12 protein-coding genes are annotated in these 14,846 nt (G+C 37.1%); 6 read left to right on the plus strand and 6 right to left on the minus strand.

The genetic code is table 11. The annotated features are described in order from the left end of the window. Positions 1 to 19: 19 nt before the first annotated feature. Positions 20 to 358 carry an immunity protein Imm33 domain-containing protein gene (locus Aru01_RS08925; RefSeq protein WP_016656430.1) on the minus strand — a complete coding sequence of 113 codons (339 nt, stop codon included), beginning with the start codon at positions 356 to 358 and terminating at the stop codon, positions 20 to 22. 928 nt (positions 359 to 1,286) lie between these two features. On the opposite strand from Aru01_RS08925, the gene aroQ reads away from it, so the two are divergent. From aroQ to Aru01_RS08945, 4 genes are all read left to right on the plus strand, one after another. Then, positions 1,287 to 1,742 carry a type II 3-dehydroquinate dehydratase gene (aroQ, locus tag Aru01_RS08930; RefSeq protein WP_016656431.1) on the plus strand — a complete coding sequence of 152 codons (456 nt, stop codon included), beginning with the start codon at positions 1,287 to 1,289 and terminating at the stop codon, positions 1,740 to 1,742. A 17-nt stretch (positions 1,743 to 1,759) separates the two neighbouring features. Beyond that, positions 1,760 to 2,176: an acetyl-CoA carboxylase biotin carboxyl carrier protein gene (locus tag Aru01_RS08935; protein ID WP_016656432.1), complete on the plus strand. Its 417-nt coding sequence runs from the start codon at positions 1,760 to 1,762 to the stop codon at positions 2,174 to 2,176. 17 nt (positions 2,177 to 2,193) lie between these two features. Continuing rightward, positions 2,194 to 3,558, plus strand: coding sequence for an acetyl-CoA carboxylase biotin carboxylase subunit (accC, locus tag Aru01_RS08940; RefSeq protein WP_016656433.1), 1,365 nt, complete (start codon positions 2,194 to 2,196; stop codon positions 3,556 to 3,558). 155 nt (positions 3,559 to 3,713) lie between these two features. Further along, on the plus strand, positions 3,714 to 5,723 hold the full coding sequence (locus Aru01_RS08945) for an esterase/lipase family protein (protein WP_040331216.1): 2,010 nt from the start codon (positions 3,714 to 3,716) through the stop codon (positions 5,721 to 5,723). A 63-nt stretch (positions 5,724 to 5,786) separates the two neighbouring features. Here the strand turns inward: Aru01_RS08945 and Aru01_RS08950 are convergent, their stop codons facing one another. Continuing rightward, positions 5,787 to 6,863: a DUF475 domain-containing protein gene (locus Aru01_RS08950; RefSeq protein WP_016656435.1), complete on the minus strand. Its 1,077-nt coding sequence runs from the start codon at positions 6,861 to 6,863 to the stop codon at positions 5,787 to 5,789. A gap of 496 nt (positions 6,864 to 7,359) precedes the next feature. Between Aru01_RS08950 and mqo the strand changes: the two genes are divergently transcribed. After that, positions 7,360 to 8,991 (plus strand): malate dehydrogenase (quinone), encoded by a 1,632-nt coding sequence (mqo, locus tag Aru01_RS08955; RefSeq protein ID WP_016656436.1) that lies wholly within the window; start codon positions 7,360 to 7,362, stop codon positions 8,989 to 8,991. An 84-nt stretch (positions 8,992 to 9,075) separates the two neighbouring features. Here mqo and Aru01_RS08960 read toward each other — a convergent pair whose 3' ends face one another. The 3 genes from Aru01_RS08960 to Aru01_RS08970 all read right to left on the minus strand — a co-directional run bounded on the left by Aru01_RS08960 (position 9,076) and on the right by Aru01_RS08970 (position 11,653). After that, on the minus strand, positions 9,076 to 10,452 hold the full coding sequence (locus tag Aru01_RS08960; RefSeq protein WP_016656437.1) for a sodium:solute symporter family protein: 1,377 nt from the start codon (positions 10,450 to 10,452) through the stop codon (positions 9,076 to 9,078). A gap of 11 nt (positions 10,453 to 10,463) precedes the next feature. Further along, positions 10,464 to 10,679: a DUF3311 domain-containing protein gene (locus tag Aru01_RS08965; RefSeq protein WP_040331217.1), complete on the minus strand. Its 216-nt coding sequence runs from the start codon at positions 10,677 to 10,679 to the stop codon at positions 10,464 to 10,466. 299 nt (positions 10,680 to 10,978) lie between these two features. Next, positions 10,979 to 11,653 (minus strand): YjjG family noncanonical pyrimidine nucleotidase, encoded by a 675-nt coding sequence (locus Aru01_RS08970; protein WP_016656438.1) that lies wholly within the window; start codon positions 11,651 to 11,653, stop codon positions 10,979 to 10,981. A gap of 238 nt (positions 11,654 to 11,891) precedes the next feature. Between Aru01_RS08970 and Aru01_RS08975 the strand changes: the two genes are divergently transcribed. Then, the gene (locus Aru01_RS08975) at positions 11,892 to 12,365 is read left to right on the plus strand and encodes a nucleotide triphosphate diphosphatase NUDT15 (RefSeq protein WP_016656439.1); all 474 of its coding nucleotides are present in this window, start codon (positions 11,892 to 11,894) and stop codon (positions 12,363 to 12,365) included. A 136-nt stretch (positions 12,366 to 12,501) separates the two neighbouring features. On the opposite strand, the gene mtlD is transcribed toward Aru01_RS08975, so the two are convergent. Then, the gene (gene mtlD, locus Aru01_RS08980) at positions 12,502 to 14,625 is read right to left on the minus strand and encodes a bifunctional mannitol-1-phosphate dehydrogenase/phosphatase (RefSeq protein ID WP_016656440.1); all 2,124 of its coding nucleotides are present in this window, start codon (positions 14,623 to 14,625) and stop codon (positions 12,502 to 12,504) included. Between the last annotated feature and the right edge of the window lie 221 nt (positions 14,626 to 14,846).

The raw sequence follows: 14,846 nt of genomic DNA on the forward strand, positions 1-14,846 counted from the left end.
AATCTAACAACATAGATAATTATGAATCAGCTTTCCAAACATCTTCATAGTCATCTTGATCAATCATAAAACGAAAGCCTTCTTCGAGCGCCAGATATGGCATGACATCTGGAAAAATTTCAAGTAATTGTGTGATGGTCACGATCTCAAATAAGTTTTCTTCGCCTTCGTCAAGTTCACCACCATAGATATACCAAGCTACTTTCGAACCTGCTTCAACTTTTTTACGAATTCCAACAATGGGCTCTCGATCTAAAGTCTGTACAGCTATTGCAACCTCATCGTCAGCATTCACCTTTATATAGGCAGAATCAAACTCTTCACACAATAATTTCTGCTCTTCAATAAATTCTTGCATATTTGTTGCCTTAATCACATTAATCTTAAACCCCAATGGGCCAATTATAGTGTGATTAATCTGACAATGATATTGCAATAAAACATCGAGTTTATCGAGCTCAACCAGATATTTTTACATTGCTAAAACACAAGGTTGAGCACTATGGTCAATTGACTTTATACCGATCATCCCCTCAAATCACTCTACGCTACTGAAAAAGCCAATATACGCACTGTACAACTTTGCAGCTATCTCATGATCTGGCCTGTAAGCAAGAGCATCTGGATATATTCGCTAGAACAACATCTTAAATATTGATTTGGCTGAGCAAACATTTAAACCAGTCAACTCTTGACAGTCACTCACTGTACTGCAAGATCAGCTAAAGGGAAAAAGCATCACAAAAAATCATATAGGTGAAAGTGAGCTTTAAAAATCAACTAATTGTTTTTATTTAGTTTTTAATTAATATTCAGCTAATTTCAACAAATTCAACCCCAGATTATAGCAAGATAAGCCTATACAAAACATAAACCTGTTGGTCAATATACACGCAGCAACTGCTGTAAATTTTCGTTATGCTATATTCGATTTTGATCATGCCTCTAGGCCAATTAGATTGGTATTGCTAAGAAATTGGACAAATCAATTTCAATGCTTCATTGTGATCAATCATGCAAGTTGCACCCCGCCTGTAGTGCATGATTCAAAACCTAGAGCGACAGATTTAAATAAAAAAAATGACCCTTAAAGTTTTTTATTTTTGTCATTTTTTAACATTGCCAATTCCTTGCAAAATTTACAATATAGCGCTGTATGTTGCTGGCTGTTTTCTACAATGATAAGAACAATCTAAATCATCTATGTAGTAAATCATGCCTTAAATCACAAACTTTGCACTGAACGAGCAGAATATTTTGCAACTTTCAACATTGGAGCAGACTAAATGAGTTCAACAATTTTGGTCATACATGGACCAAATTTAAACTTACTCGGAAAGCGCGAACCAGAGGTTTATGGACATTTGACACTTGCTGATATTAACCAGCAACTTGTAGAAAATGCCCAGAGCAAAAATATTCAACTTGACACATTTCAAAGCAATTGGGAAGGCGCAATTGTTGACCGTATACATCAAGCCCAAACGCAGGGTGTACAGTTTATTATCATCAATCCCGCAGCATTTACCCATACTTCTGTCGCGATCCGTGATGCTTTACTCGGTGTAGCGATACCATTTATTGAAGTCCATTTGTCCAATGTACATGCACGCGAGACTTTTAGACATCACTCTTATTTATCTGACAAAGCAATTGGCGTGATTTGTGGCTTAGGTGATCGTGGATATCACTATGCTCTTGATCATGCAATTCAATTTATTCAACCAATTACCCTATCATAATTTAGGAACACGAACCCATGGATATTCGCAAAATCAAAAAACTGATTGATTTGATGATTGAATCTGATCTTCAAGGTATTGAAGTCAAAGAGGGTGACCAATCAATTGCGTTAACTCGTCGTAATCCTGTGGTTGCTGGTGTTGCGGCTGTGCCTGCACCTGTAAGCGAAGCACCTAAAGCAAAAGCAACTGCACGTGGTGCAGTCGAAGAATCACCTATGGTTGGCGTGTTCTATTCAGCACCAAGTCCAGGCGAAGCACCATTTGTAAATGTAGGTCAAACAGTTACTGCGGGTGAAACTTTAGGTATCGTTGAGGCCATGAAAATCATGAACCCAATCGAAGCAACTCAAAGTGGTGTAATTGAAGAAATCTTGGTAAAAAATGGTGATGTTGTTCAGTTTGGACAACCTTTATTCCGCTATCGCGCATAAATCCTCGGGGAATGAACATGTTGCAAAAAGTTCTCATTGCCAACCGAGGTGAAATCGCCTTACGAATTACCCGTGCTTGTAAAACCTTAGGCATCAAAACTGTAGGTATTTACTCAGACGCGGATAAAGACTTAATGCACTTACGCTTCGTTGACGAAGCTGTGTGTATCGGCCCTGGCGCAAGTAGTGAAAGTTATTTAAATATTCCTGCGATTATTACAGCAGCTGAGATTACTGGTGCTGATGCAATTCACCCAGGTTACGGCTTCTTATCTGAAAATGCTGAATTTGCAGAGATCGTAGAAAGTTCAGGCTTTATCTTTATTGGTCCACGCCCAGAACATATCCGTTTAATGGGAAACAAGGTTTCTGCCATTACCGCGATGCGTAAAGCTGGCGTACCGACTGTACCAGGATCTGCGCATGCAGTTACTGTACACAATGCACTCGCCGAAGCCAAAGAAATTGGTTTCCCACTGATTGTCAAAGCTGCATCTGGTGGTGGTGGTCGTGGTATGCGTATTGTTGAACGTGTAGATACCCTACTCGAATCTGTACAGGCAGCACAGCGTGATGCAGAGATGTGGTTTGGTGACGATACCGTTTATATGGAACGTTTCCTTCAAAAACCACGTCATGTTGAAATTCAAGTTTTAGGTGATGGTAATGGCCACGCGATTCATCTTTATGATCGTGACTGCTCATTACAACGTCGTCATCAAAAAGTGCTAGAAGAAGCTCCAGCACCTAATTTACCAGAACAAGCGCGTGCAGACATTTTAGAAGCTTGCGTAAATGCTTGTAAATTAATGCAATATCGCGGTGCGGGTACCTTTGAGTTCTTATTTGAAGATGAAGAGTTTTTCTTTATTGAAATGAACACACGTGTTCAGGTTGAGCACCCAGTGACTGAAATGGTTACAGGTATCGATATTATTGAGCAACAACTGCTTATTGCTGCTGGTTTAGGTTTAAATCTACAACAAGAAGACATTCACGTTCTTGGTCATGCCATTGAGTGCCGTATTAATGCGGAAGACCCAACCACCTTCTTACCTTCTCCAGGTAAAATTGAGCATTTCTATGCACCAGGTGGCGCAGGTATCCGTTTAGACTCGCATATTTATTCGGGCTATTCGATTCCACCTTATTATGACTCAATGATTGCTAAACTGATTGCACATGGTAAAGATCGTAAAACATCTATTGCGCGTATGAAGCAAGCATTAGATGAAATGATCTTAAGCGGTGTTAAAAGTAATATTCCATTGCACAAGGATTTAATCTTAGAAGATCCGCAATTTTGTGAAAAAGCAATGGACATTCACTATCTTGAGAAACACTTGCTACAACAGCTATCAGGTGCAACAGCAGAAGCTTAAGTCTTGTTTTTACTCAGGCCTAGCATTAACCCAGTCCATTTGACTGGGTTTTTTAATTGTAAAATAAAAACTTTTCACTCAAGCGTCTGACAATTGAATTGAAATATAAAGCAGATATCGTATTATTTTGCTAAGTTCTTAATTTATTAAATGACATGCTATTAAATTCAAAAATAATGATCAAACTCTTGCTGACATTAACAGCAGTCTCAATGAGTGCTTGTCAAGTCGTCAACGTCAAGAATCAGGCCTATAATGTCACCATCGCTAATGAACGCGATAGCATTTTGACACGTAATAAAATGAGTGAAGCCAGTCTCAATGTCTTGTCAATGACAGGGGGTGAGGCTAAACAATGTATTAATAATCCAAGTGTGTGCGTAGAAAGTTTAGAAAAAACACCACAGATATTAGATGAGCAATTGCTTTCAGCTGCCAGTGAAATCTACCTGAGTCGAGCCAAAGAACTCGAAGCAACAGTAGATTGTAAAGCCAATATCTCTAAGATTATCAAAGATGAAAAGAAACAAGAGCAAGTCGATGCGCATAACGAATGTCTAGAACAACAATTAAAAATGCTTGATAAAAGTATTCGTTATAGCTATGCCTATTTATTTAAAACCAAACGTATTCCCCAAGAGCGTTTGTTTGACAACCGACAAGTACAGATTCGAGATTTTTACAATCAGGCCTTAGCCAAGATGATTACTGTTTATACCTTACGTTATAAACACGAAAAACTTGGGCATAAAATTAAAATTGCGAATAGTACCTATCATATTAACTATCAGGACTATCCACGATTAGAAAACCAAGAAGTACAGAACTTCTTAGCCAGTTATAATATGAACTTCTCAGGCCTGCGCAGTATTAACCGCCGTGATGGTTTCGGTGCCGAATTTGTGGCCATTTTACCTGAGAAAGAAAAACAACAAGAGGATAAATACATTATTGATCCTCTGAACTATCAATACAAAAATGGTATCAATCCCAATATTCACCACAGTACATATTTACCTGTAACTGTTGCAGCATTACCTAAGACAGCCAATGCAACGCTAGAGCAAGTTGTTCATGATGCTGAGTTTGAAATTAAAGCCTATGATCCTTACAACCTTGATCACTTAAATATCGCAGGCAAAAAATACCCATTGGCTGCTAACTTTTCCGCCCCATATGGTCTTTGGTTAGCGCAGAATAATCTAGGTGCTGCGGCATATCTCAGTTTAATTAACCGTGATAATCACTTAAACATGCCACATATCTATATGTTGGAACCTTACAACCCGAACAAAAAGGTCATCGTTCTGATCCACGGTCTAGCCAGTAGCCCCGAGGGTTGGATTCGCTTAACCAATGATATTATGGGTGATGATGTTTTACGTGAGCACTATCAAGTTTGGCAAGTATTCTATTCGACAAACGCACCTATCTTAGAAAGTCGCTTCCAAATTTCAGCTTTGATTCAACAGACCTTTAATACTTTAGATCCAAACGCTCCTGCCGCGAAAGATGCAGTCTTAATTGGGCATAGTATGGGAGGAATTATTGCACGTTTATTGGTAAGCAATCAGGATGTTACGAAGGAAGCACTGCAAATTTTTAACTTTAATGAGTTAAAGAAATTAAACAGTAACCCTATTTTTGTACAACGTCTGCAATTTAAACCAATTGCCAATATCGATCGTGCAATCTTCTTGGCAAGTCCACATCGAGGTACACCATTTGCCAACCGATGGTTTACTAAACTCGCACGTCGCGTCATCCAGCTTCCTGTCGCTTTTGTTGGTGCGCTTGGTGAAGCATTAGATGGTAAAGATGAAGACTATACTGAACTACTCATGACACAAATCAAAGATGGTGCGCTACAAAATGGCCCAAGTGATTTAAGTCAAAACTCTCGTTTTACCAAACTCACCAAAGATGTGATGCCGATTGCACAAATGAAATATCATTCAATTATTGGTAATAATACCAATAGTACAGATCCCAATGTGATGACTGATGGTGTCGTGCCTTATACAAGTGCGCATTTAGATGGTGCAATTTCAGAAAAAATTATTAAGGGTGGTCACTCGATCCAAGAGACTCCAGAAGCAGTCTTAGAACTTCGCCGTATACTCAGACTGCATCTTGTACAACTAGGAATCTATAAACAACCTTAAGCAAAACACTCATAAAAAAAGCTTAAACCTATTTGGGTTTAAGCTTTTTTTTATGTCCGCATCTCAATCAGATGATTCACTGCTATGCGGGTTATTTTTACGATAAGCAATTGAAGACATCACAGCCCAAGCAATTAAAGCAATACCGATCAATCCTGTTACCACTTCAGGAACATGTGCCCCTGTCCCACTTGCAATCATAATTAAAGCTAATGCACCAATTGCATAATGTGCGCCATGCTCTAAATAAATATAAGCATCCAAAGTCCCCTTATCGACGAGGTAAATAGTCATTGAACGCACAAACATCGCACCAATTGCTAGCCCCAACATAATAATGACAACATCACTGGTAATTGCAAAAGCACCAATAACACCATCAAAACTAAATGATGCATCTAATACTTCTAAATAAATAAATCCACCAATACCTGCTTTAACAACAGTGCCTGTCACATTACCTGATGATTGTTCTTCATCATGTGAACCACCTTCAAGGACATGACCAAGAACTTGTACACCAACGTAAACGACAATCCCCCAAATACCGGCCATGGTCACTGCAAGTCGCGTTTGCTCTTCAACATTGGCTGCCATAATCAATAATGAAATTAACGATATAAAAACAGAAATTGCTGGAATACCTGCCATTTTTGCAAAACGTGCTTCAAGATGCTGGAACCAGTGTGTATCTTTTTCATCATCAAAAATAAAGTTTAAGAAAACCAGAAGTAAGAACATTCCACCAAAGGCAGCAATTTCAGGATGGTGTGCCATCAACTTTTCAGAATATTTAATTGGATCATTTAAAGCGAGTTGTGCAACCTCAATCATGCCCATATCTGCAGTAACAGCAACAATTAACAATGGGAAAATCAAACGCATACCGAACACGGCGACAATAATCCCCACCGTCAAGAACAAGGTACGCCAAAACTTATCCCAATGTTTTAATACCGAAGCATTGACTACAGCATTGTCAAAAGAGAGTGAAATTTCCATGACTGCTAATATTGCTGTAATCGCAAGTGCCTTGAACATTGCTGACAGACCCGCATTGACCCCATGCGTGAGTCCCCAGTAAGCGGACAAGACTAAACAGACAATTGTAAAAAATATCGAAAAACGAAAATGTTTCATAGAGAGCTCGAAGCCTTAATGTTTTATAAATGAATCAATTTCTCCCCAAGTTAAACGGCACCCTGTACCTGAGTACAAGATCTGCTACTTAGTGAAATTTCATACCTGCATATTATCAATCTGCCCTTTAAAGGCATAGTAACAATGACAGAAAGTTTGCCTTACAGATCAAGAAAAATTCAAACAATTAGATTTTAGTCTTATTGGCGATCAATCTCGTATTGAATAAACTCACTTTCAGAGAAACTTGCGATCTATAGATTAGTTTTTATAAACAAATTTTCCAAGTTACAAACATCAACCTAATGACTCTATTTTGAAACAATGTGATATATATCAAATTTACACACTATAAACTTAAGCTTGTGATAGTTTTAAAAAATCTTTTTTAATCATATTGTTAAATTAAACTTTACACATAGAAACATTTTTCTAATTGTTATTATTTTGTAAATATTTTAATTATGCCTTTGATTTTAAAATCATAGGTAAGACATTGAGTAAGTTTTTAAAGTATTTTCTGATCAGCATAGTCGTTATTGCGATTATTGCTCTTCTCTTTTTATTTCGTCCAATCAGTAGTAAAAAAATAAATACCACTGCTGATGAAGCAGTTGTAGATGTAGTGCTCATCGGTGGGGGCATCATGAGTGCTACCCTCGGTACCTACCTAAATGAACTTGAACCTAGCTGGAAAATCCAGATGTTTGAGCGCCTTGACCATGTAGCTCAAGAAAGTTCCAATGGTCTTAACAATGCAGGTACAGGCCATTCTGGTTTTATGGAAATGAACTACACCAGCATTAAAGATGGCAAGATGGACATCAGTAAAGCAGTTAAAACAGCTTCTCAATTTGAAATCACTAAACAATTTTGGGCATACCAAGTTAAGAATGGTGTTTTAGGTCAACCAAGTAGCTTTATTAACCCAGTTCCACATATTGCTTTTGTTTGGGGAGACAACGTTAACTTCCTTAAACAACGTCATCAGGCCATGATACAAAATCCACTATTTAGTGCTATGAAGTATTCTGATAATCCTGAAGAAATTAAACAGTGGGCACCATTAGTCATGGAAGGCCGTGATCCTAAACAGAAAGTTGCTGCGACCCGTATGGAAGTAGGTTCTGACGTTGATTATGGCGCGATTACCACACAATTGGTGGGTCACTTAAGTAAACAACCAGAGTTCAAACTCAATACTTCTTCAGAAGTTACTGGCATCAGTCAAAATGATGATAAAACTTGGACTGTCACTTATAAAAACCTTAAAACCAATGTAGAAAGCCATATCAAAACACGCTTTGTATTTGTTGGTGCTGGTGGTGCAACAATCCGTTTATTACAAATGACTGGTTTGGAAGAAACTAAACAATATGCAGGCTTCCCGATTGGCGGTATCTTCTTGATGACTGATAATCCAGAAGTAACTAAAAAGCATACTGTGAAAGCTTATGGCCGTGCAGAACTTGGCGCACCTCCAATGTCTGTACCACATATTGATACCCGTTATATTGATGGTAAAAAATATGTATTGTTTGGTCCATTTGCAACTTATTCAAATAAGTTCTTAAAAAATGGTTCTCAATTTGATCTGATGGACTCAACCAATAAAAACAATGTCATTCCTATGGCTAAAATTGGTTTAGAGAACATGGACCTCGTTAACTATCTGGTTAAACAAGTCATGATGTCTCCTCAAGATCAATTTAATGAACTTAAAAAGTATTATCCTGATGCTAAGTTTGACGACTGGAAAATTAACCAAGGTGGTCAACGTGTTCAGATTATCAAACAAGAGCCTGGCCAAGCTGCGAAATTACAGTTTGGTACTGAAATCTTTATCTCTAAAGATAAAAGTGTTACAGGTTTGTTAGGTGCTTCACCAGGCGCATCTACTTCACCGTACATTATGTTGGATTTACTTGAAAAAACTTTCCCTGAACAAGTAAAAGGTCAGTGGAATGCTAAACTGCATGAAATTATTAAATCTTACCAACAAGATTTAAGTCAAGATGCTGTACTTCTTGATCAAGTTCGTCAGTACACAAGTACCACTTTAGGTTTGCATTACACCCCTGTAAAAGCTGCAAATGATGCTCAGTTTAAACAACAAGCGGCTCAATAATGCTAACTTGTGTTTAATCTAAAAAACCTGAAACAAAAAAGATGAGCTTAGGCTCATCTTTTTTTATTGGTTACTTGATTTCGTTTATTTCGCTGGAGCTCTACCCCATATGAGTGTCCCAACGACTAATACGCTTAAGTTTAGTAATAGCCCAATTAAACCAATATTCACACTATAAAAATCCCATTGCATAATATATGCACTGATGGAAAATATTTCACCAACCAGAATACCCGCAATGACCAAATCTCGACGTATAGGCCATTGATAGATCGCAATTAATACCCCTAAAAAGAGCTGAGTCACACCATAATAAGCAGTTTTCAACATATCAATCATCAGGCCAGGTGAATATAAGGCCATTAAAATAGACAAAACCAGATATACGACAATAACCAACTTTGCACTAAGTTTCTGCTTGTCTTCTGCCACATTCGGAATAACATTTCGAACAAACATCGGACCTATAGCCAAGCAAATTGCAGCCAACACTACAAGGCCAGCTAAAGATGCACCAGCAGCAATCACCCCCAGCAACCAATCAGGTAATAATAGCTGCGCGACTGCCAAAAATGCCTGATTAGGATGATCTAAAACCAAGTCATGTGCCAAAGCATAATAAGCGACGATAATAATAAATGGATACATCAACATATAAAGTGGCATTGCGATTTGAGATCGTCGTATTGCACTAACACTTTTAGCAGTGAAAAAACTTTGAAAAGCATGAGGAAAGATATAAAAACCCAACGCTTGAAACACGATAGTTGTCATAGTGAAAATTAATTGTGATGAACTCATCTGATGATTAATTTTCTCAATGCTCAAACTAAATAAGTCAGCTACGCCTACATGTACAGTCACAGCTAAACCAGCTAAAACAATCGCCAACAGCATAATGATATCTTTGAGTACAGAGATATAAGCAGAACCGCGAATACCTGAAATACTAATATAAGCAAATGCCAAACCAGCCGAAATCAGTATTAAGACAACAGGATCAAAACTCCAGCCTAAACTTTGCAAAATAACGACCAGACCCGTAAATTGAATCTGACCGACAGGAATTAAAAAAATAATCGTAATTAAAGCGACTAAAACCTCTAAAGTTCGACTCTTAAAATAACCACGGAATACATCTGGCATAGTCATCGCTTGGTAACGTTGCCCTGCCTGCCATATTTTAGGACCAATGATATAACCGATTGGATACGCAAGGAGGATATATCCTAAAAACCAAATACCATAGGTAGGACCATTCGCATAAATTCCACCTGGAAAGCCCATAATCGTGCTGATGGTATACACTTCACCTGCGATTAAGAAAAAAATGAGTTTGGCACCGAATTGGTTGGAAGCTATAACAAAATCACGAGCTGAATCATCTTTTTTCTGCTGTTTAGAGCGAATCGCTAAAAATAAAGAAAAAAGAATGATGCCAAAAAAAACTACACTACCCATCAAACGACTCCTTATGCCTCATCTTCATTGCGGTCAAAAACATACCAGCAAATCCAAAGACATAATGTCGTTAAGATAAACCAGAGAAACATCCACGCATAAATCAAGGGCATCCCCAGTACACTGATGTTTAACTTATTGATGATAGGCAATGCCCCGACAACACCCAGTATTGGAACACCAATTACCAAGAGCAATCTGAGTCCTTGTTTATTTTTCTGAGTCAACGCAAAAGCACTCCATTTTAGACTTAGGCTATTTTAGTCTTTATCAATTAAGAATAAAGCCCAAATTTAAGCTGAAAATACTATTGGAATATGTTTTAATACACGCAGTTTGAGATGAGCCTCATACAGTATGTGCCTCAGATGCACATACGACTAGCCCCTAACCATGGGGCTTTTTATTGTTCTAAATAAGCAGTTTAAAATTAATTGGCGTAATTTTGGCGTAAAAATGAGCCTCTTAACCACTTTGACTAAAATATACGCACCATCTATACCGTGTTATAAGTAAAAATCGCAGGTCATAGAAAAGTTTTTAAATCGGACAGGTGATTCACCGTATATTGAATATCCAGCATAAGATCTGTTTTCAACTGATGGGGATTATACCAACAGGTATCTAATCCATAATTGCCCGCACCTTTCATATCCGCTTCTAGACTATCACCTACAAACAAAATTTCTTGCTTTGCAAAACCACTTCGATTTAAACATGTTTCAAAAAATCGAAAATCAGGCTTCTCAAAACCTATCTCGTTTGAAATAAATAAACCTGAAAATCTAGGCAATAAATGAGCACGTTCTAATCGTGACTTCTGCATTTCAAAAAAGCTATTCGAAGCTGCAAACACACTATATTTACCACTCAAATAATCAATTATTTCCAAAGCACCATCGACTAAGACATGTTCCATCGCTAAATTGTCTTGAAAAGTATTGCTCACATAGTTGTAGTTTTGCTCAATCTGTAATGATGTAAACAGTTGCTTAAAGCGTAAATCGACAACATCCTGAACAGAGATCTCCCCTCTTTTTTGCTGCTCCCATAAAATGTTATTAATTTTTAAAAACAACTCATAGTAAGCTTTGTTTTTTTCTAGATTAAACTGATCCATGGTTTTGTCGAATGCAGACTGACAAGCATGATTAAAATCAAGTAAAGTATCATCAATATCTATGAATATTGCTTTATACATCCATCACCCGTGTTGCAAAACTCGAAGACACAATAATATAGTTGATAAACAACTTTTATTCAAAACGATATGTTTACTTAAAAGATTCAACTGCAACAATAATTCAAGCAACTATAATAAGGTCACCCAAGCATATTTATGCTTACATTATAAGCAACAAAAATTGCCTTGGTTCTATACCTTGACAAAAAATCGAGTGATAGTATTTTAAATTCCAAATAATGAAGTGAAGTCAGCTATGAGTGAAATTTCATCCTTAACGCCAATTATTGGTGTTGGCGTTATGTTATTTGATACATCAGAGAAAATATTGCTTGGCTTACGCGTTAAAGCTGGAGAAGAAACCTCATGGTGTTTTCCAGGAGGAAAGATTGAAGCGAACGAAAGCTTAGAACAATCAGCAGCTCGAGAGTTCCATGAAGAAACAGGTTTAAAATTAAATGCGTCCAATATCAAAGCTTTCACGTTATTGATCGATCAAGCATCACCCCGTATTAATACAACTATAGGCCTATCCACTAAATTATCTGATGACCATTTAAAAGATCATATTAGAGTTACAGAGCCTGAAATTTTTGAAAAATGGGCTTGGTTTGATTTATCAGAATTACCAGCAAACTTATTTCCAGCCTCTGAGGCAATGCTCAATGTCTGGAAAACTGAAAAACTAAGGCATAGTTGGATTTCTTACCCTATTCACAATAAAGAATGAATCTATTTCAACTAGAATTTGACTAAAGCTCAGCTACGATCAAATGATGTTCTTTACATTAATTTTAGACAGCCTAGCGTTATCAAGGATGTCTAAAATTAATGCCCATATGTTTAGGCAACATACTGGCTCATTATCAATGAATGATTGCCTCTGAAGCAACGAAATCAACCAAATCCATTTGACCGAGCTTAATCTCAGTTAAATATTTCTGAATCGTCGCACCCAAGTACTGCTGATCTTCAACTGTTAAAGGCATCAACTGTAATTGCTGCTCCAAGTGTTGTTGTAATTCAATTTCATTATGTTGACCACTCTTTAAAAAATAGAAATACCCCAATACTGCCCCTTTTAATAAGTGAGAAAAACTCAAACCATTATTCAAATTATAAACAACAGATGCAAAAACTCGCTCATTGGCTTGTAACTTGCGTAAGGGATCGCGACCAACACGTTCACATGGGTCTTTATAGGCGGATTGGCACATATTTAAAAAACTTTGCGCTAGACGATCTAACTCTTTTGCACGACTAGGCATTTGTTGAGATAGTCCCAGTTTGACCTCATACACTAATCGATCTACAAATTGTTCAATACGAATATCTCCCATTGCAATACCCATCGTTGCATGTCCCAATAACGCTGCATACCATGCAGCCATCGCATGAATACCATTCCACAAACGATTTTTGATCGTCTGAATATCTTCAATCTGATTCACTAAAACCATCTGGCGCATTTTACGTAATACAGGACTGTTATTTTCCACATAAATTGGCATATCCGTTTCTGCATGAAATAAAATCAAATCCACCTGCTGTAAAGCATGACTAGACAGAAGTTCTCTTTGCATTTCTTCAATATAAGCAGCAGCCTCAACTTCTTGGGCTGAGCTTAATCCTGTTGCATCTTCAAGATTGATATGGGTATTTTCATCAGTTAACTGAGATTTTTTTAAAAAATTATATTTGATTAGAAGTTGACGATATAAGTTTTGATCACTCAATCTTGAGACCATTCGATTGATCACAGTATCGCAGAAATAATTTTGTTCTAAGATTTGATCTACGTTGTCTTTATCTGTTAATTGCATTAGTGCATTGCGAATTTTTTTCAGAAATAAGTGCTTCGCCCCAACCTTATTTAAAATAATCATGATAGTTAAAGGCTCTGCAACCTGTTCACCTTGGGCAATATAGCGTGCATAAAGACCTTGTGCGATGGTTTCTGACTCTGTATCTAGCGCATTTTCAGGTAAGCAAATCGCAAGTAAGGTTGATTCAATGTACATATTTTGCATTTGCTTAATGTTTTCTGAATCAATAATATGAATATTTTCAATACGCTCATCATAAGAAAGTTGGCCATAACGAATACTATATGCTCCGAATGAATTCACAGCAGAACGATATAGAGGGTTACGTGTCGAGGCATAAATTTGTTTTGGACGCGTGTAACCATCCCAATGTGATAATACTTGAGCAATATACCCTCCACCGATCGCACCAAAGCCGTGTATCCCTACACTAAGCTGATTTAGCGTTTGTGGAAAAGCAGATTCAATGCTGGGCATTTCTAAGTCGGCAGTATATGGATCAATCCATTCCAAACAGTCATACATACTTTCAAAATAATAATTCGCATGACTTAACATGCTTTGATTCGGAGTTTTAATATCTTTAAGCAAAATACATATACCACCTGCGTCATATGCAGAACGAATACCATTTTCAGAATCTTCAAACATTAGACAGTCATTTGGTTTTAAATTTATTTTTTTTGCTGCACGAATAAAAATTTCAGGATGAGGCTTGCCTTGTTCAACTTCATCACCACAAACCAGAACGTCAAAAAATTTATAGACATTCGCATTGATTAAATATTCTTCTGCAATGGCACGACGACTAGATGTCGCAACAGCCATACGTAAACCTGACTTACGTAATCGCTCCAAAACCTGCAATAAACCTTTCTTAATCGGTACACCAAACTCACGTACTGTTTCTAATTCCAGTTCATCTGCACGTTTTCGAATCGCACTATAAGGAATATCTTCTGCATATTCTTGTTGTGCCAGCCTATGCGCACTACTTGCACTTAATCCTAAGCATGCCATCAAATATGAGTCTGAAAATTCAATTCCGATCATTTCAAGAGATGCTTGTTTTAGTGTTTGAAACCGAAGTCTTTCAGTATCAAACATCGTCCCATCCATATCAAAAATTGCACCATAAACGATATTATCTTTAAAATTTATCATTAAAAATCCACAAGTTTTGTTTTCTATCAGTCTATACAAAAATATAAAAAGAAAAGGCTTCGTTAACTCATGAAACACAATTGGTCAATTTTTGAACTACAAATAGCTATTTGAGTTATTTTTTGTTTTTTTTAATAATTAAATGTAGAGATTGCGTAAACACAGTTCTGACTTACCTTATTTTAGTTTTCAAATTTAAGTATCAAAGCCAAGAGATTTTA

This window comes from Acinetobacter rudis (assembly GCF_000829675.1).
GTDB classification, from domain to species: Bacteria; Pseudomonadota; Gammaproteobacteria; order Pseudomonadales; family Moraxellaceae; genus Acinetobacter; species Acinetobacter rudis.